Origin of the sequence: Thermostichus lividus PCC 6715, from assembly GCF_002754935.1 — a bacterium.
GTDB classification, from domain to species: Bacteria; Cyanobacteriota; Cyanobacteriia; order Thermosynechococcales; family Thermosynechococcaceae; genus Thermosynechococcus; species Thermosynechococcus lividus.
Genome location: NZ_CP018092.1, coordinates 16974 through 41570, shown reverse-complemented (window position 1 = coordinate 41570; position 24597 = coordinate 16974). Strand labels below are relative to the sequence as shown.

23 protein-coding genes, 1 tRNA gene and 3 pseudogenes are annotated in these 24597 nt (G+C 52.7%); 14 read left to right on the top strand and 13 right to left on the bottom strand.

Annotation, left to right across the window (positions count from 1 at the left end):
• Positions 1-74: 74 nt before the first annotated feature.
• Entirely contained in the window at positions 75-1340 is a 1266-nt protein-coding gene (locus tag BRW62_RS00210) for a CHAT domain-containing protein (RefSeq protein WP_227517451.1), read from the top strand.
• 168 nt (positions 1341-1508) lie between these two features.
• On the opposite strand, the gene BRW62_RS00205 is transcribed toward BRW62_RS00210, so the two are convergent.
• The 3 genes from BRW62_RS00205 to BRW62_RS00195 all read right to left on the bottom strand — a co-directional run bounded on the left by BRW62_RS00205 (position 1509) and on the right by BRW62_RS00195 (position 4091).
• The gene (locus BRW62_RS00205; RefSeq protein WP_099797566.1) at positions 1509-3065 is read right to left on the bottom strand and encodes a bifunctional aminoglycoside phosphotransferase/ATP-binding protein; all 1557 of its coding nucleotides are present in this window, start codon (positions 3063-3065) and stop codon (positions 1509-1511) included.
• Between the two features lie 117 nt (positions 3066-3182).
• Positions 3183-3632 carry a YbjN domain-containing protein gene (locus BRW62_RS00200; protein ID WP_099797565.1) on the bottom strand — a complete coding sequence of 150 codons (450 nt, stop codon included), beginning with the start codon at positions 3630-3632 and terminating at the stop codon, positions 3183-3185.
• A 24-nt stretch (positions 3633-3656) separates the two neighbouring features.
• Positions 3657-4091 (bottom strand): hypothetical protein, encoded by a 435-nt coding sequence (locus BRW62_RS00195; protein WP_099799762.1) that lies wholly within the window; start codon positions 4089-4091, stop codon positions 3657-3659.
• A 181-nt stretch (positions 4092-4272) separates the two neighbouring features.
• Between BRW62_RS00195 and BRW62_RS00190 the strand changes: the two genes are divergently transcribed.
• Together BRW62_RS00190 and BRW62_RS00185 are read left to right on the top strand one after the other, a co-directional pair.
• Entirely contained in the window at positions 4273-4899 is a 627-nt protein-coding gene (locus BRW62_RS00190) for a DUF3038 domain-containing protein (protein ID WP_099799761.1), read from the top strand.
• A pseudogene (locus BRW62_RS00185) lies at positions 4900-5555 on the top strand (DUF4335 domain-containing protein).
• On the opposite strand, the gene BRW62_RS00180 reads toward BRW62_RS00185, so the two are convergent.
• Both BRW62_RS00180 and BRW62_RS00175 read right to left on the bottom strand, forming a co-directional pair.
• Positions 5552-6736, bottom strand: coding sequence for an aldehyde dehydrogenase family protein (locus tag BRW62_RS00180; RefSeq protein ID WP_099797564.1), 1185 nt, complete (start codon positions 6734-6736; stop codon positions 5552-5554). The pseudogene BRW62_RS00185 and the gene BRW62_RS00180 sit on opposite strands and share 4 nt — an antisense overlap.
• A gap of 13 nt (positions 6737-6749) precedes the next feature.
• A complete protein-coding gene (locus tag BRW62_RS00175) occupies positions 6750-7169 on the bottom strand; it encodes a hypothetical protein (RefSeq protein WP_099797563.1) in 420 nt (139 codons plus the stop codon).
• 233 nt (positions 7170-7402) lie between these two features.
• Here BRW62_RS00175 and BRW62_RS00170 point away from each other — a divergent pair, with 233 nt between their 5' ends.
• From BRW62_RS00170 to BRW62_RS12990, 8 genes and pseudogenes are all read left to right on the top strand, one after another.
• A complete protein-coding gene (locus BRW62_RS00170; protein ID WP_099797562.1) occupies positions 7403-8299 on the top strand; it encodes a polyphosphate kinase 2 family protein in 897 nt (298 codons plus the stop codon).
• A 92-nt stretch (positions 8300-8391) separates the two neighbouring features.
• Positions 8392-10050: a Ppx/GppA phosphatase family protein gene (locus tag BRW62_RS00165; RefSeq protein ID WP_099797561.1), complete on the top strand. Its 1659-nt coding sequence runs from the start codon at positions 8392-8394 to the stop codon at positions 10048-10050.
• Between the two features lie 146 nt (positions 10051-10196).
• Positions 10197-11282: a 3-isopropylmalate dehydrogenase gene (gene leuB, locus BRW62_RS00160; protein ID WP_099797560.1), complete on the top strand. Its 1086-nt coding sequence runs from the start codon at positions 10197-10199 to the stop codon at positions 11280-11282.
• Between the two features lie 126 nt (positions 11283-11408).
• Positions 11409-11930: a YqhA family protein gene (locus BRW62_RS00155; protein WP_227517450.1), complete on the top strand. Its 522-nt coding sequence runs from the start codon at positions 11409-11411 to the stop codon at positions 11928-11930.
• Positions 11931-11972: 42 nt separating this feature from the next.
• A pseudogene (locus BRW62_RS14920) lies at positions 11973-12092 on the top strand (IS1 family transposase); the annotation flags it as partial.
• A gap of 47 nt (positions 12093-12139) precedes the next feature.
• Complete coding sequence (locus BRW62_RS00145) at positions 12140-13330, top strand: PP2C family protein-serine/threonine phosphatase (RefSeq protein WP_099797558.1); 1191 nt, start codon at positions 12140-12142, stop codon at positions 13328-13330.
• Between the two features lie 127 nt (positions 13331-13457).
• The gene (locus BRW62_RS00140; RefSeq protein WP_198406071.1) at positions 13458-14909 is read left to right on the top strand and encodes a hypothetical protein; all 1452 of its coding nucleotides are present in this window, start codon (positions 13458-13460) and stop codon (positions 14907-14909) included.
• 113 nt (positions 14910-15022) lie between these two features.
• Positions 15023-15181, top strand: a complete 159-nt coding sequence (locus BRW62_RS12990; protein WP_157768299.1) for a hypothetical protein — start codon at positions 15023-15025, stop codon at positions 15179-15181.
• Between the two features lie 2 nt (positions 15182-15183).
• Here the strand turns inward: BRW62_RS12990 and queG are convergent, their stop codons facing one another.
• From queG to BRW62_RS00110, 6 genes are read right to left on the bottom strand one after another with little or no spacing between them, the layout of a single operon-like run.
• Positions 15184-16146 (bottom strand): tRNA epoxyqueuosine(34) reductase QueG, encoded by a 963-nt coding sequence (queG, locus tag BRW62_RS00135; protein ID WP_376787952.1) that lies wholly within the window; start codon positions 16144-16146, stop codon positions 15184-15186.
• A gap of 60 nt (positions 16147-16206) precedes the next feature.
• A complete protein-coding gene (gene folE / locus BRW62_RS00130) occupies positions 16207-16911 on the bottom strand; it encodes a GTP cyclohydrolase I FolE (RefSeq protein ID WP_198406070.1) in 705 nt (234 codons plus the stop codon).
• Between the two features lie 38 nt (positions 16912-16949).
• On the bottom strand, positions 16950-17657 hold the full coding sequence (locus BRW62_RS00125; protein WP_099797555.1) for an SDR family oxidoreductase: 708 nt from the start codon (positions 17655-17657) through the stop codon (positions 16950-16952).
• A complete protein-coding gene (locus BRW62_RS00120; RefSeq protein ID WP_099797554.1) occupies positions 17654-18628 on the bottom strand; it encodes an acetyl-CoA carboxylase carboxyltransferase subunit alpha in 975 nt (324 codons plus the stop codon). The genes BRW62_RS00125 and BRW62_RS00120 overlap by 4 nt, the downstream gene beginning before the upstream one ends.
• Positions 18629-18676: 48 nt before the next feature.
• Positions 18677-19705, bottom strand: a complete 1029-nt coding sequence (locus tag BRW62_RS00115) for a long-chain acyl-[acyl-carrier-protein] reductase (RefSeq protein WP_099797553.1) — start codon at positions 19703-19705, stop codon at positions 18677-18679.
• Positions 19706-19742: 37 nt separating this feature from the next.
• The gene (locus tag BRW62_RS00110; protein ID WP_099797552.1) at positions 19743-20438 is read right to left on the bottom strand and encodes an aldehyde oxygenase (deformylating); all 696 of its coding nucleotides are present in this window, start codon (positions 20436-20438) and stop codon (positions 19743-19745) included.
• A 159-nt stretch (positions 20439-20597) separates the two neighbouring features.
• On the opposite strand from BRW62_RS00110, the gene BRW62_RS00105 reads away from it, so the two are divergent.
• Positions 20598-20671: transfer RNA gene (locus BRW62_RS00105), tRNA-Pro, on the top strand.
• Between the two features lie 15 nt (positions 20672-20686).
• On the opposite strand, the gene BRW62_RS00100 is transcribed toward BRW62_RS00105, so the two are convergent.
• Together BRW62_RS00100 and BRW62_RS12985 are read right to left on the bottom strand one after the other, a co-directional pair.
• Entirely contained in the window at positions 20687-22432 is a 1746-nt protein-coding gene (locus BRW62_RS00100; protein WP_227517448.1) for a phosphodiester glycosidase family protein, read from the bottom strand.
• Positions 22433-22536: 104 nt separating this feature from the next.
• Positions 22537-22764 (bottom strand): hypothetical protein, encoded by a 228-nt coding sequence (locus BRW62_RS12985; RefSeq protein ID WP_157768298.1) that lies wholly within the window; start codon positions 22762-22764, stop codon positions 22537-22539.
• A 434-nt stretch (positions 22765-23198) separates the two neighbouring features.
• On the opposite strand from BRW62_RS12985, the pseudogene BRW62_RS13570 reads away from it, so the two are divergent.
• Positions 23199-23306 (top strand): annotated as a pseudogene (locus tag BRW62_RS13570) (IS1/IS1595 family N-terminal zinc-binding domain-containing protein); the annotation flags it as partial.
• A gap of 612 nt (positions 23307-23918) precedes the next feature.
• Positions 23919-24587, top strand: a complete 669-nt coding sequence (locus BRW62_RS00090) for a hypothetical protein (RefSeq protein ID WP_198406069.1) — start codon at positions 23919-23921, stop codon at positions 24585-24587.
• The last annotated feature ends 10 nt before the right edge of the window (positions 24588-24597 follow it).

The following is a 24597-nucleotide window of genomic DNA, read 5'->3' as shown; positions in this document are numbered from 1 at the left end:
ACGCTATCTAAAGGGTGAGTGCCATGTTCCTGTTGCAGTGGGGGGCGATCGCGTCTCTGAGCTTGGCTTTTGGTATGACATCAGCCCAGGCAGCCACCATCGCCCCTAGGGTACCACAGAGTCTCAGCCGTGCCGTACTCAACATGGAGACCCGCATCAAGAAGGAGTACGATGATTATTTTGGTCGAGATCTGGCTGACGTCACCCAAGATCCGGTGGCGATCGCCCGCAGCCTTGATCAGATTAGTCGTGCCACTGGCCAGAAAACCGCTGTCCTGTGGGTTATTCCCCGAGCCCAAGACCTTCACCTTGTCCTGATCACCCCAAACCAACCCCCTATTGTGGTGGATCTGGAAGAAGCACGTCAGGAAATCTTTTTACCTGTGGCTCAATCCTTTCAGTGGGCTGTTTCCCATCCCCTGAAAAATATTGACTATTTCACCAGTAGCCAACAGCTATACCGTTGGATTATTGAACCCTTTGAGCAGACCTATCTCAAACCCCAAGGCATTGAAGTACTCTTATTTTGTCTGGGTAGTGGTGTCCGCACTCTACCGTTGGCAGCGCTTCACGATGGTCAGCAGTTTCTCATCGAAAAGTATAGCCTGAGCCGCATCCCTGCCTTTAACCTCATTGACCACGACTATCGCCGCCTGCAGCGGCCACGGGTGTTGGCAATGGGGGCATCTACCTTTCCGGGCTTGACTCCCCTACCCGCTGTGCCGGTTGAACTACGGGCGCTACAACAATTTCTCAACGCAGCGGCACCGACCTCCCGTGAACTATTTAATCAACAATTTACCCTCGGTAATCTTGAGCAAACGCTACGGCGACAATCCTTTGATATTGTGCATTTTGCAACCCATGCCGAATTTCGACCGGGAGCACCTAGCAACTCCTACATTCAACTGTGGGATCAACGGCTCACCTTGTCACAGATGAGTCGCCTGAATTGGCGTAGCCCGACCCTTGAACTGCTAGTCTTGAGCGCCTGTCGAACTGCCGTGGGCGATCGCAATGCCGAGTTAGGGTTTGCAGGCGTTGCCCTCCAAGCAGGGGTCAAGTCTGCGGTTGCTAGCCTGTGGTATGTGGATGACGTTGGCACGCTTGCCCTCATGAGTGAGTTTTATCGTCAGCTTCCCCGCAGGAGCACCAAAGGTGAAGCTCTACGCCAAGCTCAGATCCGGCTTTTGCGAGGAGAGGTTAGGGCTAACGGAGACCATCTTTGGCTAGGAGACACCCAACTTCCCTTACCCACAACCCTGCAACTCAATCACTCCCTAGACTTTCGTCATCCCCGCTATTGGTCAGCCTTTACCCTTATTAGTAGCCCATGGTAAGGTGTGCAGTCGCTTACGATCAGGTCTGTCGGAGCAAGCGGCATCAACGTGTTGGCAATTGATACGTTGAATATGGTTTGCTTCGGTGCTATTGAGCCACGCTCAACAAACACGGCGTTATCCCGACACTGACCTAAAGATACAGTGCGGGGCTTCCCGCCGATTAAGCTAAACCAGAGTCTCCTCAGGATACTCACACACATGGCGGACGTAACGCTCTTCAGCACCTTCAAAGGGTTCAAACGAGGCCATTTGCGTAGGAAGGAGGTCAGGGGTGGCTTCGGCAATATCCCCTTGGCGATCGCTAAGGCGCTGGGAGAGCACCTGCGGTGGCGCACTACAGTAGTGAATTTCTAGGGGCACCCCAAGACGTTCCGCCAACTCAATCACCGGGCGGCGCAGATCACAGCGATCGTACTTGGCATCTAAAATCACGGTATGCCCCTGCTTAAGCAGTAGTTCTGCGTAGGCCAGCAGTTGATCGTAGGTTTTCTGGGTCATGGCCTGAGAGTAGAGATCTACATCGGGGAAATCACGACTGTGGCGGTCGAGGGGGATCCCCGCCAAGTGCTTGCGCACTGCATCAGAGCGAATTTGAATGGCGTTTTCCTGTTGCGCCAAGCGCCGCCCCCGAGTGCTTTTCCCTGCACCCGAAAGGCCAGACATGACATAGAGCTTAGGGGTACGGGGTTGGGTGTAGTGGTAGGCCGCCTCGTAGTACGCAGCCGCAGTGGCCTGAATCTGGGCTTTCTCAGAGTCGCTAATGGCGGGATCATTGAGGGCAAGGGAATTCACATTGCCGCGAATATAGGCACGCACACACAGGTACAGCGGCAAGAGCCTAGCCCCTTCGTAGTCACTACTCCATTCCAGATAGGTATTCAAAAATAAATTCGCCAAGTCTGAGCGGCCACGAAACTCCAAATCCATCATCAAGAACGCCACATCGTAAATGCCATCGATATTGCGAAACTCTTGGTTAAACTCAATGCAGTCAAAAATCTGCACCTGACCGTTGTAAACACAGATATTGTTCAAATGCAGATCGCCATGGCATTCACGAATTTTGCCCGCCGCTTGGCGCTCAACAAACCAGTCTTGATGCGTGGCCAGAAATTGATTTGTAAAGGCTTGGATGGCATCGTACTGGCTGCGCGGTTGACAGCGGTCAATAAACTGCTCAGCAAGGGTATGGCAGTTATTGATCACTTGGGCAATGGCACTGGGGGAACCGAAACTGGTGATCTCAGGGGTTGTGGTAGCAGTGGTGTGGAAGTATGCCAGTTCTTTACCAAGGGACTCGATGAGGGATGGGCTGAGTTCATTGGCAGCGAACAGGTGTGAAAATAGTTGTGACTGGTCAAACTGCCGCATGCGAATGGCGTAGTCTACAATGGGGGTGTCAGCAGCGATCGCCTCGTTAGCGCCAATGCCAATATAGTAGCGATCGCCCCGCTGCAGGATCGGCACCACCTCAAGGTAAAGCTGAGGGGCAAGACGGCGATTCAGGCGTAGTTCTTCTTGACAATAAAACCGGCGCTTATCGAGGGTTGTAAAGTTCAAGAACCCAAAGTCCACCGGCTTTTTCACCTTGTAGGCGTAGTCTCCGGTCAAAAAAACGTAGGAAATATGGGTTTGCAGGAGTTGAATCGGCGCAGCGACCGGATGGGGATACGCTGCAGCGGTGAGTAGCTGTTCAACAAAGGCAGGCAGGGTGGCAGACATTGACTTCTTAGACTTTTTAGGAGGATTGCCGAGCGGGCTTGGGTAACGTTTTTTACCATAGCATCCAGCAGATTCCTACTGCGAGGCTCTGATTCCCCCATCACTCACGGTCAGAGATTAGCCGAATTCTGCCTGTAGGGCATCATCGTAGTCATCTGCCAACGTTGCTACAATGGTAATGAGTCGAGCAATTTCTGCCGCAGTGATCCCAGCTAAAGTGCGAGTTGCCACCACCTGTACCTGTTCCTCTGCAATGGCAAAGTGAGCCTCCAGCGTGGTCAACCAATTAAGGGACAGCAATCGACGGTACAGCCCCAGTAGATCCGCCACCGGCAAAGCCAAGACGGGAGACCAAATCGTGAGGAAGTCTTCTTCGCTATAGCCACTCAACTGCACAAACACCTCTGCACTGCCATAGCGAAACATCCAGATTTTGCCAGTTTCTGTCTGGCCGACGAGGGGGGCCTCCCCCTGATGTAATCCCGAAATCACCGTTTCTATAATTTCCACCCAGTCTGTGGAATCCACGGCCAAGGAAGGGGAAGAAGGGCGAACTTCACTCACCATGACGTATGTCCTCGCAATCTATCCCTAGAGTACTTGATGGGTGTAGGCGTGTTGCTTGATGTTATCTGCGGCTGTCACCATGCGCTCAGAGTTGAGGACTCGCTTGCGCTCGGTGGAGGTATTAAAGTCACGATAGGTATCGCCAAGGGGAATATGAGCCGTACTCTGGGGACGGGCGATATAGGTGCGGGTGGCTGCCGCTAGGCGTTCGCCGTAGTCATCACACAGGTGTGCTGTGCTGGGAAAGTGGCTCAGGACATTGGCAGTGTCCATTGCTTGGCTGTAGGTCAGGGCATGAGCCTCACTGTAGGAGGTGGGCAGGCCGTGTAGGAGCGCTTCGAGGGCTGCCGAGGGAATGGGTTCAATAATTTGAACAGGTTGTAATTTCCCGTCCACTTGGACAAAGCAATGGGCAAGACCAAGGATGACGTAAGCATTAGCAGGAATATCGTTACTCATCAAGCTGACTCCCAAGACACTCCTCAAGTCTAGCTTGCTTTCCCAACAGCCCTGAGGTTGCGCAACATAGAGATAAGGAACAATCGTCATGGGTGCTGTGGCCTAGGGCAATCCTTAGGGTATTATCGTCTAGGTTATGGCCAATGTTACCTTTGGGCTGTATAGTGGGCATTTTAGATTTATGGAAACGGCAAACTCGATGCCAGCAACAATTGAATCGACACCCGCCGAGTTACTGCCACCAATGTTGGCGGTGCTGCCGGATCCTCCCGGAATTAGTGTGTGTCCCCGGCGTGCCCGCTGGCAACTGGATCTGTTGCTGTTAGCCCTAGAGTCGGTGGATTTGAATGCATCGGAATTAATGCTGCAGGTGGTGCGAGACCTACAACTGCAGGTCATGATTCCCAATCGTGTGATCTTCTGGCAAATTCGCTGCACAAACCCCTTTCGTCAAGTGACTCAGCGAACCCCTTTACCGTTGAGCGAAACCAAAGCACTGACCGCCATTGTGGTACAGGTGGCTCGACGGCATACGGCCACACTACGTCATTTGTTGTTGGTGCTGGATCAACTCCACGCTCAAAACCTCCCACCAGAGACCTATGCGCCGCTGGCGGAGTATCTGGATCGGTTTCGACGGCATTTTCGTAAACGGATGAATCTTCAACGCTCAGGGCTGTTTCTTTACAAAGACAACTCTGCCCTGAATGAATTGGCGCTGCAATTATTGGTGCAGTTATTGTTGTGCGCTGGAACGAAGGGGATGGAGCGGCTATGGTTTAGTTTATTTGATGGGGAAGTGAGTTAAATGCTGTTGCAACGTCAGTATAGTCTGCCCAACTGTACGCTACGCATTGAGGGGCTGAGCAGCCAAGGTCATGGGGCTGGACAATTAGATGTGGTGACGGTGTGTGAGTGCGAGATTGTGGGGCAACCTGCTCCCCTCAAGGGGGAAAAGATTTCTTGGTTGCGTTACTGAACAGTGTGCCTGCCGCAGCCCAGACGTGGCTTAGTGGGGTTAAGCTGCGGCGATCGCCCCAGCAGGCTATTCAAGTGGACACACAGTCCTTTAATCAGGTGTGGCTGCGGATTCCGGTGGATCTGTTGCTGCTGCCGGAGGGAACATCGGCACGGATGGTGGAGATCTGCCTCACTTGGTTGCAACTGGCGGATCTTGTAGAAGCCCTTGACCAGTTCTGTAGTGATAGTCAAACCTTGCCCACTCTTACCCCTACCTTTTCCTCGTTGCCACGCCGGGCGATCGCCCCTGCGGTGCCCCTACGGCAACAACTGACTCCCTTGGGGATTGGCGCTGCCAGCCTAGCCGTGATGGCCGCCCTGTTCTTCCATATGCCAGTTCCCCAACGCCGCCCCGAAGACCCAGAACTCAACCAACCGCCGCCAACTACTGCTCCCAGCCCCTTACTGCCAGAGGCCAATCCGCCAACCCCAGCAGGCAACTAAAGCCAGATTTGCTTCGTGCTCAGCCACTGCTCAATCCCCATAACCCCTTGGTAGGCACCCCGTTCGGCCACAACCCCGATCGCCAAGGCGCTCAGCCGTTCTAACTGTGGGGATCGATTGAGATAGACAAGGGGGGTGTGCACCTGCTGATAAAACTGACAGCAGTCTTGGTAATTGGTGGTCGCAATGACACTGGCGGTGGTACCGTAGCGGTTAATCCAAGCGATCGCTTTGCCTAAATCCTCTTCGTAGTGCCAAGCCAACCGTTGGTTCAGGTAAGGAAGGCTCCACTCCGTTGCATCCACCATAGGTAATTCGGGATAGGTTGCCCGCAGATACTCGTCAACCGCTGACTTGTACCCCGCTTGGGCGAGTTCATTCATCACAAAGGTGAGATGCGAAGGATTGACCCCTGCAAGCACAATGATCTTTTCAATGGCGAGGGGGCGATCGGGAGAGCCATCATGGCTTTGCTGAATACAGCTAAGAATGACCTCGGGCGAAACTGAACCATCCCACACCAGATAACTATTGCCTAGGGCAAGGGGAACAAACGGACAGCAAGTGGCACTGCGGTGCTCTGCAAGAAAGCGAGAACGCCCGTGGGCGATCGCCACATCCACTGCCTTGGGCTGGGATAGCCAACTGGCAGGGGGTAGTTCAAAAGGTAAGGTTTGCAGGCTACTTAGGGGTAGGGAGGTGCGGCTGAGGGCATCCTGCAGAACATTGGCGATCGCCTGAGCGGTAAACCGACTACTGGCTCCCCCCCATATCACTAAAGCATTACCCGTTTTGAGTGCCAAGCCTGCCATGAGCAAACTTAAGGTGGGTAACCCCTCATAGATTAAACCGATCACCCCCAAGGGAACCGCATAGCGAAAGGTGTTTCTGCCGGTGGGCAATGCCTGTACCCACGGATCTGGGGCTTGGTAGAGCTGCTCTAACCAGCGGGTAATCCGTTGTAAACGCTCATGGGTTAGCCGTAGCCAGCCCAAAACAATACCAGACACCGCTAAGTCTCGACTCGATTCTAGGTCGAGGGTATTTTGCTCCAGCAATAGCGGCTCAGCCGTCTTTAAGGCATTAATTAGAGCCAGCAATGCCTCCTGACGACTGCTGTAGGAGGCTTGGGCAAGCTGAGTACTGGCAAAACGCGCAGCCTCTAACAACTCCGATAGCATTAGGAGACGCTACCTAGCGGCGCGATAGAGCGACCCAGACCAAAAAGGCAGGGGTGAGTGCTAACAGCAGGGAAGCAATAATCCATAGCAGCCCTTCCGGTTTTAAGGATAATTGTAGAAGCAAAGGCAACCACAAAAGGATAGGCATGAGTAAGAAGAAGCTCAGGCCAATGGCGAAATACCAGTAGTTTTCCGAAAAACCACGCTGCAAAACACTCCACTGTAGCCCTGTCCAATACCAAGCGCGCTTGTAGGGGTAGGTGGTGGCCAACTGCTCTATGGAAAACCCATCGGGGCGGACAACAAAAATTTGCTGGCAACGGCGACAGCCAAAGGCATCGGTGAGGGCAATGGGCATCAATTCCCCTTGACGGCGGCAGGGACAGGGGTAACTCGCATCCAGATCCAGTTTATGGGGTTTGATTGGAGCCACAGTCGTCTCGTCTCTAACGCAGTAACAACAGTGCGGTTACCCCTTTGCGCCCCAGCAACAGACTCGCAACATGAGGGGCGATGCCCGCCTATTGATACAGCATACAAAGAGAATCCGCCTTTGCTGGCAACCTATACAATTTGTTAACCATAGGTCGCAAGCGGCTGAGATTTGATTTTTATACTTTCAGAGAATGTAGGCTAGGATACAGTGAAACCGCCGAGTTCTCCGTAATGATTCCCCAAGATTTTCTGGATCAGATTAATCCTAAACGCTATATTGTCCCCATTGGTGAAAAATTTCATTGGCAGGACTACGACCCCGCCGATACTGCGGGCTTAAAAAGTAAAGTTGAAGCTCGGGAGCTTTTAGAAGCAGGCATTAAAAAACTTGCCGCCTACCAAGATATTCTCTATGCCCAAAATATCTATGCGCTGTTAATTATTTTTCAGGCGATGGATGCAGCGGGCAAAGATAGCACCATTAAGCACGTGATGAGTGGTCTGAACCCCCAAGGCTGTAGTGTCTATAGTTTTAAGGCACCCAGTGCTGAAGATTTAGATCATGATTATCTGTGGCGAGCTAACCGCGCCCTTCCCGAGCGCGGCTGCATCGGCATTTTTAATCGCTCCTACTACGAAGAGGTATTAGTGGTGCGGGTGCACCCCGACCTCCTCAATCGGCAACAACTCCCTCCGGAGGCAAAGGGCAAGCACATCTGGCGCGATCGCTTTAAGGACATCAATTGTTATGAGCGCTATCTAAGCCGTAATGGGATACTCATTTTGAAATTTTTCTTAAATATTTCTAAGGATGAGCAAAAGAAACGTTTCCTAGAGCGGATTAACCGACCGGAAAAAAACTGGAAATTTTCCCTAGACGACGCCCGCGATCGCAGCCATTGGCAGGATTACCAAGATGCCTACGCTGATGTGTTTCGTTACACCAGTACGGCGTGGGCACCGTGGCATATTATTCCCGCGAACCACAAGTGGTTTGCCCGCCTAATGGTAGCTCATTTTATCTATCAAAAGATGGCTAGTCTAGACCTGCACTATCCGGTCATGAGCGAGGCGCATAAACAACAATTGCAAGAGGCAAAAGCCATGCTAGAAAATGAACCCGACTAACCATTTGAGAGGCAAGCACCGGTGCAGCCCCCAACTGAACCCCTCAAAAGTTACGGTAGTATAGGGGATGATTGTCTCCCCGCTGAACTCCCATGGCTGCTGAACAACATCTGCATTTGTGGCGACCGATCAATCTCAGCGATCGCATTCTCGCCGCTATTGATGTTGGCACTAACTCGATCCACATGGTGGTAGTGCAAATTCAGCCCAGCTTACCCAGCTTCAAAATTATTGCCGCCGAAAAAGATATGGTGCGGCTGGGGGAGCGCTGCCAGTTGACCGGACAACTAACCGAGGAGGCAATGGCACGGGCGATCGCCACTCTACGGCGATGCCGAGAACTAGCGACTAGCCTAAAGGCCGAAGACATCATTGGCGTAGCCACGAGCGCTGTACGCGAAGCCCCCAACGGTCGCGAGTTTCTGGCGCGAGTGCAGGAACAAACAGGCTTAACCATTGATCTGATTTCTGGCGAAGAGGAAGCCCGACGCATCTATTTGGGAGTGCTCTCAGGACTAGAGTTGAACGGTAAGCCGCACATCATCATCGACATTGGCGGCGGCTCAACAGAATTAATTTTGGGAGATGGCCACGAACCCCGCTATCTCAGCAGTACCAAAGTGGGTGCGGTACGGCTAACGGATTTGTTCGTAAAAAGTGATCCCATTAATGACCATGACTATAGCGCCCTGCGTGCCTACGTACGGGGGATGCTCGATCGGGCCGTGGAAGAATTGCGCGACCACCTTCAGCCCGACGAGACCCCCCAATTGGTGGGGACGTCAGGAACCATTGAAAGCCTGATGATGTTGCATACCTGCCTTCGCCTCGGCAGTTGCCCAACCTCCCTACAGGGGTATGAGCTGACTCTGGCGGATTTACAACACCTCCTTGGCAAGCTACGGCGGTTGAACATTAACCAACGCTGCCAACTGCTAGGGATGTCAGAGCGGCGGGCTGAAATCATTGTGGCGGGAGCCGTGATTTTGGCAGAAGCCATGGATATGCTGGGGCAGTCTAGCCTGATCACCTGCGATCGCGCCCTGCGGGAAGGCATTATTGTGGATTGGATGCTCACCCATGGCCTCATTGAGGATCGGCTGCGCTATCAAAGCTCGGTGCGGCAGCGCAGTACCTATAGCATGGCGCAAAAGTTCCACGTCAACTTAGCTAGTAGTGAGCGGGTGGCGGATTTTGCCCTAACACTTTTTGATCACACCCAAGGAACGCTGCATCAGTGGACAGACGCCGAGCGGGAATTGCTTTGGGCCGCAGCGATTCTGCACAATGCTGGCCACTACGTGAGTCATTCGGCACACCATAAGCACTCCTACTACCTTGTGCGCCACGGGGGGCTGCTGGGCTACACCGATGGGGACATTGAAGTGATTGCTAATCTCTGTCGCTATCATCGCAAAAGTCCCCCCAAGAAAAAGCACGATAATTTTCGCCATCTAACCGGACGGCGACAACGGCAGCTCGTGGAAGAACTTAGTGCCATCCTGCGCATTGCCTCAGCCTTGGATCGCCGCCAAATTGGCGCAGTGGATCACATTACCTGTGAGTGGCGATCGCCCCAGAGAGAACTCATTCTCTCCGTTTATGCCAGCCATCCCGACGATCGCTGTGAGCTGGAAATTTGGAGCGTGAACTACAAGAAAACCCCCTTTGAAAGCCAATTCGGTGTCACCCTAACGGTTGAAGTCGTGAGTGCCTCGCCCCAGCGACTGCCCGTGTCTGCCAATGCCTAGGGCTTGCTTGTAATCTCTTCCCCATAACTGCGTTGGCACGGCAAGAACAGGAGCTATCGGCAAGCTAGCAGGCAGTTATGCCGTCGATAGCGCAAGTACACTGTCGAGATGCGCTACAGTAAGAGATTGCTGCTCTGAAGATGGCAATGACCACTGCGTATCGAATTGCTGTGTTGGCTGGGGATGGCATTGGGCCGGAAATTACGGAGGTCACCCTCAACGTTTTACGGGCGATCGCCCCTCGCTTTAACTTGGACTTTGAATTTGTCCCTGCCCTAATAGGAGGATGTGCCATTGATGCCGTGGGAGAGCCTTTGCCCGCAGCAACTCTGGAGAGTTGTCGTCAAAGCGATGCCGTATTACTTGCGGCCATTGGCGGCACAAAGTGGGATACCCTCCCCCGACCTTTGCGCCCAGAAACCGGTTTACTGAAGTTACGCGCTGGCTTGGGGTTATTTGCCAACTTGCGCCCAGCGAAAATCTTGCCCCAATTGATCAATGCCTCCTCCCTGAAACCAGAGGTGGTGGCGGGGGTGGATCTCATGGTTGTGCGCGAGTTAACGGGCGGCATTTATTTTGGCCAGCCTCGCGGTATTTTCACAACAGAGTCGGGAGAGGCTCGCGGCGTGAATACGATGGCCTACACCGCAACAGAAGTGGATCGCATTGGGCAGGTCGCCTTTGAAACGGCTCGCAAGCGGCAACGAAAGTTGTGCTCTGTGGATAAGGCCAACGTGCTAGAGGTGTCGCAATTATGGCGCGATCGCCTCACTGCATTGAGTGCCGAGTATCCAGATGTTGAACTAACCCATCTGTACGTGGACAATGCCGCCATGCAACTGGTACGCTCACCCAAACAGTTTGACACCATTGTGACCGGCAATCTCTTTGGGGATATTCTTTCCGATATTGCAGCAATGCTCACCGGCAGTATTGGTATGCTACCCTCTGCCAGTCTTGGTGCCAGCGGCCCAGGAGTGTTTGAACCCGTCCATGGTTCAGCCCCAGATATTGCCGGGCAAGACAAAGCAAATCCACTGGCTATGGTACTTAGTGCTGCAATGATGCTGCGTTACGGCCTTAATCAACCCGCTGCCGCCACGGCTATTGAACAGGCAACCTTGGCTGTTTTAGAGCAGGGGTATCGCACCAGCGATCTGATGACCGAAGGCTGTATCTTAGTGGGTTGTCAAGCCATGGGGGAACAACTCATTGCACAGCTCACCCTGTAAGTGCCTCGCAGAGACTCCTGTAATATCCTGTAACAGTTAATCGCAGTTAATACCAGTTAATAATGAAGACTCTGGTAAGATGTTAGCACCTTCCCCATCATTTTAGGCTTTCACCTCATGAGACGAATGTCCCAGCTAGAGAGACTGGTTGAGCCTGTTCTCTGGTATTTTCGTATCTTTGTGATTATTCCAGTGATTTTTAGTCTTCTGAGTACTTTCGCACTGTTTATTCTGGGCAGTCACGAAATTCTTCAAGGCTTGGGCGTTCAATTTAGTAACTATGGTGATTCGACTATTTATGTTAAAACATTGGGGTATATTATTACCGGAATCGATCTTTATTTAATTGGGATTATTCTATTACTATTTGCCCTCGGCATTTATGAACTGTTTATTTCTAAGATAGATGCAGGCTTATCTCGAGATACAAATACTGATATTTCCTTGATGCAGTCCCAGAGCTTAGATAAATTAAAAGATAAACTACTAAAAACTATTGTTATGGCTTTGGTGGTGACATTTTTTAAGCAGCTTATTTCCTTCAAGGTTAAAACCCCATTAGACCTATTACTTTTGGCTGCCTCAATCTTAATTATTGCTATTAGCACATACCTAATGTATCGCGTTAGTTCAGAGGCTCATCCCTAGGGGATACACGGGAGCGTGTCACCTTCTGAGCAGAAAAATCAGATGCGTCAGCGAGTGTCGCGTTGAGTCAGGAAAACGCTATCATTTTCCAAAAAGCTGGAGAACCATATTGGAGCCAGTTGGTACTTCGTCCACCACTACAATGCATCCTCATCTGTTTAGCACTACCGTACACTGGTAGAGATGAGCCTCAACCTCAGCACGGTTTTATGCGTGGCACCCCCCCAACTCCTGCTCAGCAGCCCTACACGATTCTGGTGATTGATGATGACCCCACCACTCGTCTTCTGCTGCGGAAAACTCTGAAGGATTTGGGCTACAGTGTTGCGGTGGCAAGTCATGGGGCTGAGGGGTTGGCGATCGCCACCACAGCAAAACCAGCGCTCATCATCTGTGATTGGATGATGCCTGGCTTGGATGGGTTAGAGGTGTGCCGCCAAATTAAGCAAAACCCAGATCTATCACGGATTTTCTTCGTGCTCCTGACCGCCAAGGGGGAATTAGAGGATCGTATTCAGGGGTTAGATGCGGGTGCCGATGAATTTTTGGCCAAGCCCATTGATCCCAATGAGTTACGGGCGCGCATTCAAGCGGGGCTACGCCTCTATCAACTCAATCAGGATCTTCTGAAGCAGACGCAACTGCTTGAGGCAGAACTCCATGAAGCTGCTGCCTACGTGCGATCGCTCCTGCCCGCTCCCCAAGATACTCCCCTGAAAATCAATTACTATTTTTTACCCTCGAGCCAGTTGGGGGGGGACTGTTTTGATTTCTTTTGGGTCGGCGATCGCTATCTTGTGCTCTATATCCTTGATGTGTCTGGGCATGGCCTTGGCGCGGCGTTACCCTCGGTGTCGGTCTTGAATCTCTTGCGCAATGCCACTAGTCGGCATGCAGGGGCAACCATTGACTATCAACACCCGGCAAAGGTGCTCGAAGCACTGAATAATGGTTTTCAAATGAGTGACCAGCACGACAAATACTTTACAATTTGGTATGGCGTTTACGATTGCCAAACGCGGATCCTCACCTACGCTAGTGGTGGGCATCCCCCTGCCCTTTTGGTCAGCCTTGGCGATGACACCTGCTCCGTCCAACAGCTAAAAACCGCAGGCATTCCCATTGGGATGTTTGAAAACATGAGTTTTAACGAAGACAGCCTTCAGGTTCCTGAGCACGCTGTGCTCTACCTCTTTAGTGATGGCATTTATGAGTTTGAAACCCCTAGTAGCACCGTGTGGGGTCTAGAGGCCTTTGCAGACCTGCTGCACCACGCCCATCAGCAGAACGGCGTGCCCTCGTTGCCCGCCTTGATTCGCCAAGTTCAGCAGTATGCCGCTCCCTATGCGTTTGGCAGTGATGATGTGTCGCTTGTTCAAGCCCAGTTGCACGGTTGCTGAAGCTCTGGCGATCGCCCATGCTACCGGCTAGGATGTTCGGGCAAGGACACTCAATTTGCAGTGAAGATTGCATAAATATGCGTCTTCTATGCAATATCGTAAGCAGTGGGAAAGTAATGGTTCAACTATGGGTGCATGGGAATTTTTATTACAAAAGGAGGGCGATCGCGAGTGGTTGCCCCTAGAGCCGCCATCGGCTGAGGTACTAGAGGGTAGCTATCGCTTGATGGCGCGCTGTCCAATTCCCGATACGTCCGTTGAAGTCCAAATTACCCACCTCTACGATGATCATGGCGTCCCTAAACAGCGTTACCAGCGCCGCATTCACCGCAGTAGTTCCACGGGGCTAATGGGGATTTTGCCCTTTACCTATCTTCAGGGAGGCCGCTGGGAATTTCAGTGTCGAGCAACTCAGGAGGGTGTACTGACCCCTGAAACCTTCACCATTGGCCTTGATGTTCTTGCCCCGGTTGAAGAGTGGGATTGGCTGCCTGTCCCTGAGGCCTCCCCAGCGCCGACCACCTCACCCGCCAGTTCAACGATGGAGGAGGCTGCTAGGGTTGCCGCTGCCACGCCGTTGCCCCAAGCCCTTATCCAACTGTCCCAGAGTGCCTACACGATTTTTGCCGATGAAACCTTGAGTCTTTCTGGTACCCTTGGGGTACCCGGAACAGTGCTCATTCGGTTGCGCAACCCCGTTACCCGCGATGTGGTGCATGAGCAGACCGTGGCGGCCATCGCCCAAGGCTCGGGATGGGTGTTTACGTGCACACTCCCCAACCTATCCGCCTATCCAGTGATGGTGGGGGAAGCGCGGGTCTTCCCCAGTGAACCTCTGGAACGCAATGATCTGTGCCAAGTACAGGCGTTTATGGTGACGGTGCTGCCGGTACCAGAAGAGACGGTTAGCCCTCCCCCTAAACCCGTTACCCCCGCGAGGGAGCCTGACTCCCCCGAACCCGCCTCCCGTTCCCTCATCGCCACAGGCCCACAGTTACCCATTCTGGCCGATATTCCCTTAGAACCTGTTCCTGCGGCTAAATTTCAACTGCCACCACAATTGCAACCCACCAAGGTGCCCTTAACGGTTGATCTCCCCAGTTTTTGTCAACCTCTTTCAGTAGTCACGGTGCCCCCTCCAGCCCAACTCCCGATCGATCGCCAAGAACGATTTTGGTCTCGTTTGCAACAGTTAGCGGAGTTAGCTCCGCCACCGGACTTTACACCGGAAGATAGACCAACCGCGACCACCACGCCTTATCTGCTCAAGCCGCCCGAACTCGCCCTTACCCCCGATCCGCTGGTCTCCCCGCTGCACCTCAAGGTTAACTTGCCGCTAGCACAGCGAGGATGCTCTGTTAAGGTTTGGATTACCAATGCCGCCACTGGAGAGTTAATTGCTGGGCCACGCTGGCTAGTTGAGTTTGACTTTTACCGCCATGGCGATCTGTGGCAGGCGGTGCTACATATCGATGTACCAGCCACAGTTCGAACCATTGCCCTGATGGCGATCGCCATTGATCCTGCCACTGGGGCTGAAAGCCCTACCGTTGCCCTGCGGCGTGAGTTACCCTTGTGATCTGGAGCAACCCACTGCTGTCGATAAAATCACCTTGAGAGCAGGGCACAATCACTGGCAGTTATTGCCGTCCTTGGCATCCTAAGGGTATAGATGTTTTGAGGACTCTAGATATGCGTTCCCGGTTGCAAGCCATTCTCGAGCAAAAACAGCTAACCGCTCAAGGGTTTGCCAGCCCAACCCCTACCTATAGCGACCCGGCCACAGATGTCAGCGTCATCCGCAAAGAGCGAACCACCATCTGGGGTAGCCGTGATTGCTACGTTAGTTGACTTTAATAGGGATGCGAGGGTGTCTCCCTTTGGGCATTAGCCAGAAGAGCTTGGGCATTGCGTCGCCACTGCGCCGGCTTGATCCGCCGTAGGGCAGAGCCACGGGTGAGGTGATCCCAGTCTGCGTCGGAGAGGGTGGCCAGTTGCTCTAGGCTGGTATCGAGGAGGGGCGATCGCGCCGCAAAGTCCTCAATATCGGTTGGTTGGGCAAAGCGCTGGTTCCAAGGGCACACCTCTTGGCAAATGTCACAGCCGGCGACCCATCCCTCCAATTTAGGGACAATCGCTGGGGGGAGTTCCGGTTGGCGGTTTTCAATGGTGTGGTAGGCAATGCAGTAGTTGGCATCCACGACGTAGGGTTCAACAATGGCGCCTGTCGGGCATGCCTCTAGGCAGCGGGTACAGGTGCCGCAGTGATTTAGGTGGGGGCGATCGCCCTCGAGGGCTAGGGTTGTAATCAACTCGCCTAAGGCGATCCACGAGCCATACTGACGAGAAATGACATTACTGTGCTTGCCGATCCAGCCAATTCCCGCCTGCTGCGCCCATACTTTATCCTGCACAGGTCCAGTATCAACATACCAGCGGTAGGAAACGTCGGGAACCTGCTCCTTAAGCCACTGTCCCAACGCCTTGAGGCGTTTTCCTAAAACCTTGTGGTAATCTCGCCCCCAAGCATAGCGGGCAATCTTTCCGGGGCGATCGCCCTGAGGCGGAGATGCTCCCGGAAAGTAATTGAGGGCAACAGCAATCACCGACTGAGCGCCGGGCAATACCGCTTGCAGGTTTTGGCGGTGGGGGGCACTCATCCACGCCATATCTGCATGGTACCCCTGAGCTAACCAGCGCCGGAGTGCCGCTGTTCCTGACGGATGATCATCGCAGTAGGTGCGTAGATCAACAATGCCCACGCGATGAACGCCCAAGCCATAGGCGTAGTCTTTAATCGTGGCGGCGCAAATCAATGGCACCTCCAATGAATCCCAAAGCCAGCTCCGTTGAATGAAACTGCTGGGGACAGCAAGCTAAAAATTGGGCTGGTGGCGAATCAAGTTAAGGAACTCCTCCCGCGTTTTTTGATCATCACGGAACACCCCTAGCATTGAGCTTGTCACCGTCCAAGAGCCGGGTTTTTGCACCCCGCGCATCACCATGCACATATGGCTTGCCTCCATCACGACTGCCACCCCTTTAGGATCAAGTACGGTTTCAATGGCTTCGGCGACCTGCCGCGTCAACCGCTCCTGCACCTGCAATCGGCGTGCATACATTTCGACAATGCGGGCTAATTTACTCAGGCCAATCACCCGCTGGTTAGGAATATAGGCCACGTGAGCCTTGCCAATAAACGGCAGCATATGATGCTCACACAGGCTGAAAAAGTTAATGTCCCGTACCAAGACCATTTCATCGTGGCCTTCGTCAAAAATTGCCCCATTGACCAAGGTGTCTAAGGATTGGCTGTAGCCACTGGTGAGGAACTGCATGGCCTCTGCCACTCGCTTTGGCGTTTTCAGCAGACCTTCCCGTTCTGGGTCTTCGCCCACATTCAGCAAAATGCTGCGCACCGCTGCCATCATTTCCTCCTTGGCCGCTTCAGCATGGGGGGGGTGGAGAATGGCTTCCTTCCCTTGGTGGGTGTTCCGGTCAGGGAGGACAGTGGGAGTGGTCACTTTACCGTTGGCGATCGATTCAGACATAGTTAGGCGGTTAGAAGAAGAACTCGTCATAAAACTAGGGCAAATTCAGGTGCAAGGTCAGCATGAGCTTAGAGGGTTCCGCCAAGGGGCATCATCACTAGCTCTTCAACGAAGGCGTTTTGGGGGAGTAAAACAGTAGTCAAAATAGTGTCAGCAATGATGTCGGGCGTAAGCATACCGCTGCGGTCAAAGGTTCCCTCTACCTGTTCCCAGATGGGCGTATCAACGGCGCCTAGGCAAATAGCGGTGACACGAATGCCGTGGGAGCGTTCTTCACACGCTAAGGATTTGGTCAGCCCCATTAAAGCAAACTTAGAAGCGCAGTAAGCTCCCCAATCCGGAAAGACTTGTTTTCCAGCGATCGACACCACGTTTACTATCGTACCGCACTGACGCGATCGCATCTGGGGAAGAACTGCTTGGGCACACAGTAAGGCACTGGTGAGGTTAACATTGAGCATGGTTTGCCAGTCCGCTAGGGGCTGCGCAATCAACGGCACCGTTTGTGCGATGCCAGCATTGTTGATGAGGCAGTGCACCTCACCGACGGCAGCTAAAATTTCTTCAAGGCGCGATCGCACGGGCAGTGGATCGGCAAAGTCAAGGGTATGGCTGCTGGCATTGACACCGCAGGCCACTACTTGGGCATGAACAGTCGCTAGCTTGGCCGGCGATCGCCCCAAGAGCACTACGTTAAACCCTGCTTTGGCAAAGGCAATAGCCGTCGCTGCCCCGATGCCACTACTGGCTCCGGTAATGAGAACCTGTTGGGTCATACTGCTTGACTGAAGACCCCCATGCGGCGAAATTTTTGATAGCGTAGCTCGCGCCGCTCACTGCTACTAAGGGCTTGAACATCCGCTAAGTTACGCAGCAGAGCAGCTTTTAGGTTCTCGGCTGCTTCCACGGGGTTGCTATGGGCTGCCCCGACCGGCTCCGGAACAATTTCGTCAATGATGCCTAATTTCAGTAGGTCACGGGCGGTAATTTTCAGGGCTTCTGCGGCTTGGGGTGCTTTTTGGGCATCGCGCCAGAGAATGGCGGCACAGGCTTCCGGTGGTGCCACACTATAAACGGCGTGCTCAAACATTAGCAGGCGATCGCCCACGCCAATCGCTAGGGCACCGCCCGATCCGCCTTCACCAATCACCGTACACAGAATCGGCACCTCAAGACGGAACATTTCGCGAAGGTTATAGGCAATGGCTTCTCCTTGACCAAACTTTTCGGCCTCCACCCCCGCCCATGCCGCAGGGGTATCAATGAAGGTGAGAATCGGCATTTGAAAACGGTTGGCGTGCTCCATCAGCCGCAGGGCTTTGCGATAGCCGCCAGGCGAGGCCATACCAAAGTTGCGCGCCACATTATCTTTGGTGTCGCGGCCTTTTTGCTGCCCCAGCATCACAACAGGTTGACCATTAAGGCGACCCACCCCCCCCACCAAGGCAGGGTCATCACTGCCACGGCGATCGCCATGGAGTTCAAACCACTCATCACTAATGGCCTGAATATAGTCCAGCGTACTGGGGCGGCGGGGATGCCGTGCCACTTGCAGGGTTTGCGCCGGAGTCAACTTACTAAAGATTTCGTGGCGCAAGTGCTTGGCGCGCTCTTCGAGATCGCGGATTTGCTCCGAGACATCCACGCCAAACTCCGAAGACTTATCTCGTACCTGCTGGATTTGTGCCTCTAGCTCGACAAGAGGTTTTTCAAATTCCAGTAGGAGCGTGCGGCGTTCATTTGCCATAGATCGTTCAATTCCTTAAAACGTGAGTTGTAATAGTGATTGACTGAACTAATTCATATTGAATAACAGCGGCTGAAAACCATGTTTGCGAGACACCACTCCAATCTGTTTCATTTTCTCAACGGTAATTTGGTTGCGCCCCCAAGAAAAATTGGTGTGCCAGCCTTCAAACTCTAGGATCATAGCCTCCGCAAAACAGGCAAACATCTGCCGTGAGGGCACATTCATGTTGACGATTTCCATAATCTTCCAGTCAATATCAAGGGCGTGCTCAACAATGCCACCATTCAACACATGAATGTCAGGGTGCTGAATTTTACTGCCCATGTTTTTGGGGTAACCGCCATCAATCATTAAGGAAGGTATCTTGAGTTGCTCTGGTGCGAGGTCTACCCCCTTGGGCATACTCGCCACCCACACCACAATATCCGCGAGGGGAAGCGCTTCCATCAACTCAAGAATTTTCCCCCGACCCAGTTCCGCTTGTAGTTCCTCAAGGCGATCGCGGTTGCGAGCCACCAGCAACAGATCGTGAACATCTAACTGCGTGTTTAACCAGCGGCACACCGCACTACCAATGTCCCCCGTGGCACCACACACAGCCACGGTAGCATTCTTGAGATCAATCCCCACCTGCGGAGCCGCCTGTTCTATTTGCTGACAAATGATGTAGGCGGTGTGGGTGTTGCCTGTTGTAAACCGACGAAAATCGAGTTCAATGTTCCGCACATGGGACATTTTCTCGAGGTCGAAATTTTCAAAAATGATTGAGGAAAAGCCACCCAAGGCAGTAATGTCAATGTTGTGCTTCTGAGCGTGAGCCATCGCATTGATAATTTTGCGGGTCGCTGCCTTGACCCGCTGATGAGCCAGCATTTCTGGCAAAAAGCACGACTCCACGTACTTACCGTAAATTGTTTTCCCCGTTATACTGGTCACCGTGATGTCATCGACGATCTGCGGTGGTGCCATGCACCAAAACTCAAGACCTTGATCAGCGTATTCGGGATAGCCTAACTGATGGGCAACCGCCTGAGCATGCTCAAGATTCGTCAGATGACCAATTAATCCAAACATATAGGGTGACTAAACGTAACAGTATATTAAGCCACCATTATGCCGCAGTCAGGCCATAAACAGACATTTTCATAATTTCGCGGGTGGTAAAGCCGATATTTTCTAGGGCACCACTGTACTGAATCATGAAATCTTCGACGAGGGCATCTTTTTCCATCCCCAACACCTTGGCATCCGCCTCCACGGCGTTGAGCATCTTCCACACAATGGGTAAGTTGTCGCGGTTGGCCTGCTCTAGCTCTGCTTTCACTGTTGCAAAATTAGCTTTGAGCCACACTTCGCCAAAGTTGAGGTGGGTGTATTCGTCCTTCACAACCCCCTCTGTAATTTTACGGGCAAAAGGATCAGCCATAGGAATGTAGATGTTGTAGGCGGCGATCGCAAAACATTCAATAATCAGGGCTTGAATTAACAGGCACGTTGCAATTTTGCCCTCAGCCGCTGCCGCTTGGAAGTTACCGTGTAGCTGCGCAAAGAATGCTTGGGCAAACTCCATGTTTGGCGTAACACTCAGGTTGCGACCACAGGCTTCAAAGCCTTTTTTGTGGCGGGCTTCCATTTTTGCTAAACGCACCAGCTCGTCCGTGTGCTGTGGTAGCAGTTCACCCAGTTGAAGATAGTTATCGTGAGCCTCCCGCTCCCCTTCAATGACAATGGCATTGATGCGGCTATAGGCATCTTTATAGCTGTCACTGGTGTAGTCCAGTACGGTCGTTGCAGTAGCCGTTGTCATTGCGAACTCTCCTAACACATACACTGGGATAGCAAGACTTCCGTTATCATACCGCAGACGGGATTGGATAGGGGCAGGTCTTGTTCCAGAAATTTTTAAAGCTCTCCATAGACAACGATGAGTTGCGTGGGTTCAATGCTAAGCTAGGGTAGGTAGTTGCGGGATGTAGCGCAGCTTGGTAGCGCATCTGCTTTGGGAGCAGAGGGTCGCAGGTTCAAATCCTGTCATCCCGATAGAGTCCGAGGGGGTCAAGGTGTAGGTTGCCAAAACACACCAATGGCATTATTCACCCGGGTGGTTGTCACTGAGTGCCGATCCACCAATACACCCCCTAGGTAAAGGGCGCTTGAGCTACCGCCATCGAGGTTCACCGCATTCACTAAGCCTAATTGCTGTACCACCTGTGCCCATTCCCCTAGGGTGGGGCCTGAGCCAGCCACACGGTTATGGGTGGTTACAAAAACAATCCTGCCATCACTGCGATTCCCCATGGCACTGCGGGGGGCAGCTTGGGCATCTAGACCGGCACCAAATTGCTCAAGGGCTGCATTGAGAACCACTCGTCCCTGCTCGACAAGGAGTGGTCCGGCACCCACAATATTGGCAAAGCCATCGAAGCTAGCGGGCACAGCACTCGTATTAATTTGGAGGGCAGCTCCTGGGGGAAAGTTACCGAGGGCAGAGTCAAAGTTGCGTGCAACCAGTAGGTAACCATCCCGCGGAATTGCTACGGCTTGGGGCTGGTTGCTGCTGACGGGACGTTGGCTGATGACTTGTTCATTGCGAACCATAATCACTGTTTCAGTCCCTGTTTTGGGGGTGTAGCTTGCCCCCCACGCCGGGGTATAAAGGGCAAGACCCGCCTGAACATAGCCAGAGTTAACGGTGACGATGGGCAGTGCACCGCTCGGCGTCGTAACGGTTTGCCGCAGGCTCAGACGACCAACGACGATCTGACCCGTGTCATTCCAACCAATGGCGCCACGGTTGAGAATGGGGCCTGAGATCCATTGGTTCTCACTGCGAATGGCGCCAAGGGGAGCTTGGCGATCGCGATTAAAAAACCCTGCATTAATGGCAGCCGCAGCTTGCCAGCGTTGTGCCAGTTCTGGTAGGGTTGCCAGCCCCACTACGGTGGCTGAATTCATCCACAGCGGGCGGATTCGCAGTCCGGGCGTTTGGGGGGTCATGACTAACAGGCTGACGGGAAACTGGCGTGCCCCCAAATTGACGGTCTGCTCCTGCCAGCGAAGGCCGGGTGCCCACTGAATTGTGCGGGCTGGGGGGGCATCATTGCGGAAATCGATCACGAGGCGCGGTGGGTTCAACAGCATGGAGGCCACTGGCCGAGTCGTCCCACCGATTTGGGTTTCCAATACGGTTCGATTGGCTGCCGCTGTAATTTTTACCCCCGCAATAGCGGCCAACTGACCGCTGGCTTCAATGGTTAAGCTGAGATCCCGGGGGGTGGTGCCCGTGCGACTAAAGGTGAGGCGATTAACCTGCCAAGGGGTTGGTCGATCTAGCTCAAAGACCCAGCGATCGCCCCAGGGTTGCCGACCCTGCCGCCAACTAAGGATGCGACTGGGGGGCGTAGTAATCCGCAGCGTTGTACCCTGAGGCTGCACTTGCCACTGGTGCTGCTGGATCAGTGGGGTGATGTCTAGGTAGCGGTACATCCCATTTGGGCTAAAGCGAACGGCCAAGGGGCTAAATTGCTCTTGAAACCAAGCCACGGGCTGCTGCCACGGATCACTGGTATCACCTAGGAGTAGGCCAAACCGATTGGCAAGGGCGCCATCGCTAATGCCAGTGATCTGTTGATTTTGATCGTTCGTCCACTGACTCCAGGCCACAGGATAATCGCGCCCGTTCAAATTGAGGCGATCGCCCTGTAGAGTTTGCGCCTGTAAAGACGCTGTCGCCAATAGCGTTGAAGCGGTAACCGCAACGAGCACTGCCCCCCGCCGCCACAGGTCACTATGCTGAGACAACAACACGTTCCGCTACCTCATCCCTTGAACCTTAGAAATATTCAGTATCTTGGCATTATAGAGGGACGTTTCAGCAAAAACGTTTCCCTAACCCGCTGGGTCAATTAGTAAACCACCAGTACTCGATGTTGCCCCTCACCTTCATTGATTAAGTGAACCTCCGGTTTGACTGCGTTATTTTGGCGATTGCTAGGGTGCCAACATTCAAGACGGCGATCATTATTGGGCGATCGCTGTAATCCCGCCACCACCGAGTGGTTTATATTACAACTATTGATGACTACGGCTCCAACGCTAAGGGTTCCCGACGCAGAGTTCTGACTAGATGCCATTGGTATGCAGAACATCTGTAACCCAGCTAATAAAGCCACCACAAAGCTCACGGCAAACGACTGCCGTCCAAAGTATAGAATACAGCATAGTAACCCCCGCCTTCCCCCGCCGGAGACGTATGTTACCTGCCTCAATTCCTCAAAAGCAGTTTGAGAAATGATCAAAAGCCCTAGTATTTCTGTTGAAACTAAAGACTATAGGGAGCTAGGAACGAACGTTTATCCCCCGCAGAAGAATTATTGTTAATAAGTATTTAATGAGTGTTTGAGAAAGCATGATCCTTCTTAGTTCATACCTTTATTGTAAAGCGATTGCTACGCTTAAAAAAATTACAGCTAATTTCGATACAGAATGTTACCCACCGCAAAATATCGTTACCCTAGCCCCAAAATACGGCGTTGCATCATAAAGGGAGAAATTAGGATGAGTTCTCATACAATGCCCAGAATGCCAATCTACTCATATCTGTAAGAATGGTAAGAGAGGAGGTAAGCAAAATTACATGTGTGTCAGTTGTCATCATCAATTCATTGATACCTACCACAGGTGTTAAATTCTGCACAAAATTTAATATTTCTACTACAGTGAAGCCCCTATCAGGTACCGCCTGCCCCAACGGTACACGTTCTGTTCCTCTCGTGTCACAATGAGCGTATATATCAATTTATTTAGTAGTTGCTGTGGATATATCTTCGGACTGTCTAACAACACTAAGATTAAATACACAATCAAGGTTATGAAGGCTTGAAACAGCGCTCCTCGATCATGTTTTAATAGCATTTGGTTTGGCTTTAGATGCATTTTTGCAAATCAAAACATTCACATCGGGTAGGGCTGGAAGCCCCGTACTTCAGTGCGGGTAGGAAAGCTCCTTTAGCAACTTCAGTTGTTTTAGGTTATAATTGTACTGCGGACACCAGAAACGGTTGTTCAAGGCACTGGTAACGGTCGATTGGGGGTGTTGTAAACCACCCCAGAGGCTCGTGGTTGGCTTGCTAACTGCAGGGCTACTAAAAGCTCCCTGCTTTAGCTGGGAGTAGTTTACACAACTGTACTAGACGACAATAGGCTTGCTTCTTGGCACCTAAAAAGGTTGCATTGGGGTCTGTGGTGAAGGATACTGACGTTTTCATCTAAACACTGGAGACAGCCCATGATGCATCAGACGAATGCCAGAAGAATTTACATTTGGTGTAGCGCACAGCCTAGCGAACACGAGCTGTCCTACGAGCAGACGGTGGATCAGGTGGTACCGCTCCTGAGACAAGCCCATCCGGCAGCCGTAATTGAGGTGGGCGTGCTGAGTGCCCCTAACACCTACACTCCCTCGCTAGAACAGCTAGACTATAGCCTCACGTTTATGGCACCGTTAGCCTTACCAGTGTGGCAGCAGTGTCAGGAAGTGGGAGCGTTGCGTGCTCAGGTGGCGCAGTGGGGGATTCGGGTGGCCGAGGGTGGTATCTATCAGTTACCCCTTGCCCAAACGGCTAAGGGAACGCTCTTTGGCGAGGTGTTGGGTCTGGTGGCGGGGCAGTGGCAATTGCCAATTCATACAGCGGATCGTGACCGGCAACAGCTCTATGGTCTTGGGCGGCGATTACTGAGCGCCCTCAATGCCCCGGTCGGTTGTTACTTTCTGCAATTTAGCTGGCAGCAGGGGGTCATTTTTGATCGGCTGTGGCCGTTTCCGACGGTGGCGGCATTGGCCAGTGTGGGGGTGCAAACCCCTGATTGGTTCACGGCCTATTACTGTTGCCTAGCGGGTCAGCCCTTGCGGGATCTGCGCCTGCCCGATCTGCCCGCGGTGCCATGCCTAGAATAGAGAGCAGCGG

What these genes read in the sequence shown, in the direction of transcription:
- BRW62_RS00125 (WP_099797555.1), bottom strand. Translation starts at nt 17,657, where the DNA reads ATGACCCAACAGGTTCTCATTACCGGAGCCAGTAGTGGCATCGGGGCA.
- BRW62_RS00210 (WP_227517451.1), top strand. Translation starts at nt 75, where the DNA reads ATGACATCAGCCCAGGCAGCCACCATCGCCCCTAGGGTACCACAGAGT.
- BRW62_RS12985 (WP_157768298.1), bottom strand. Translation starts at nt 22,764, where the DNA reads ATGGCATCTAGTCAGAACTCTGCGTCGGGAACCCTTAGCGTTGGAGCC.
- BRW62_RS00200 (WP_099797565.1), bottom strand. Translation starts at nt 3,632, where the DNA reads ATGGTGAGTGAAGTTCGCCCTTCTTCCCCTTCCTTGGCCGTGGATTCC.
- BRW62_RS00180 (WP_099797564.1), bottom strand. Translation starts at nt 6,736, where the DNA reads ATGCTATCGGAGTTGTTAGAGGCTGCGCGTTTTGCCAGTACTCAGCTT.
- BRW62_RS00140 (WP_198406071.1), top strand. Translation starts at nt 13,458, where the DNA reads ATGGGTGCATGGGAATTTTTATTACAAAAGGAGGGCGATCGCGAGTGG.
- BRW62_RS00205 (WP_099797566.1), bottom strand. Translation starts at nt 3,065, where the DNA reads ATGTCTGCCACCCTGCCTGCCTTTGTTGAACAGCTACTCACCGCTGCA.
- BRW62_RS12990 (WP_157768299.1), top strand. Translation starts at nt 15,023, where the DNA reads ATGCGTTCCCGGTTGCAAGCCATTCTCGAGCAAAAACAGCTAACCGCT.
- BRW62_RS00120 (WP_099797554.1), bottom strand. Translation starts at nt 18,628, where the DNA reads ATGGCAAATGAACGCCGCACGCTCCTACTGGAATTTGAAAAACCTCTT.
- BRW62_RS00115 (WP_099797553.1), bottom strand. Translation starts at nt 19,705, where the DNA reads ATGTTTGGATTAATTGGTCATCTGACGAATCTTGAGCATGCTCAGGCG.
- BRW62_RS00155 (WP_227517450.1), top strand. Translation starts at nt 11,409, where the DNA reads ATGTCCCAGCTAGAGAGACTGGTTGAGCCTGTTCTCTGGTATTTTCGT.
- leuB (WP_099797560.1), top strand. Translation starts at nt 10,197, where the DNA reads ATGACCACTGCGTATCGAATTGCTGTGTTGGCTGGGGATGGCATTGGG.
- BRW62_RS00195 (WP_099799762.1), bottom strand. Translation starts at nt 4,091, where the DNA reads ATGAGTAACGATATTCCTGCTAATGCTTACGTCATCCTTGGTCTTGCC.
- BRW62_RS00165 (WP_099797561.1), top strand. Translation starts at nt 8,392, where the DNA reads ATGGCTGCTGAACAACATCTGCATTTGTGGCGACCGATCAATCTCAGC.
- BRW62_RS00170 (WP_099797562.1), top strand. Translation starts at nt 7,403, where the DNA reads ATGATTCCCCAAGATTTTCTGGATCAGATTAATCCTAAACGCTATATT.
- BRW62_RS00090 (WP_198406069.1), top strand. Translation starts at nt 23,919, where the DNA reads ATGATGCATCAGACGAATGCCAGAAGAATTTACATTTGGTGTAGCGCA.
- folE (WP_198406070.1), bottom strand. Translation starts at nt 16,911, where the DNA reads ATGACGAGTTCTTCTTCTAACCGCCTAACTATGTCTGAATCGATCGCC.
- BRW62_RS00145 (WP_099797558.1), top strand. Translation starts at nt 12,140, where the DNA reads ATGCGTGGCACCCCCCCAACTCCTGCTCAGCAGCCCTACACGATTCTG.
- BRW62_RS00190 (WP_099799761.1), top strand. Translation starts at nt 4,273, where the DNA reads ATGGAAACGGCAAACTCGATGCCAGCAACAATTGAATCGACACCCGCC.
- BRW62_RS00110 (WP_099797552.1), bottom strand. Translation starts at nt 20,438, where the DNA reads ATGACAACGGCTACTGCAACGACCGTACTGGACTACACCAGTGACAGC.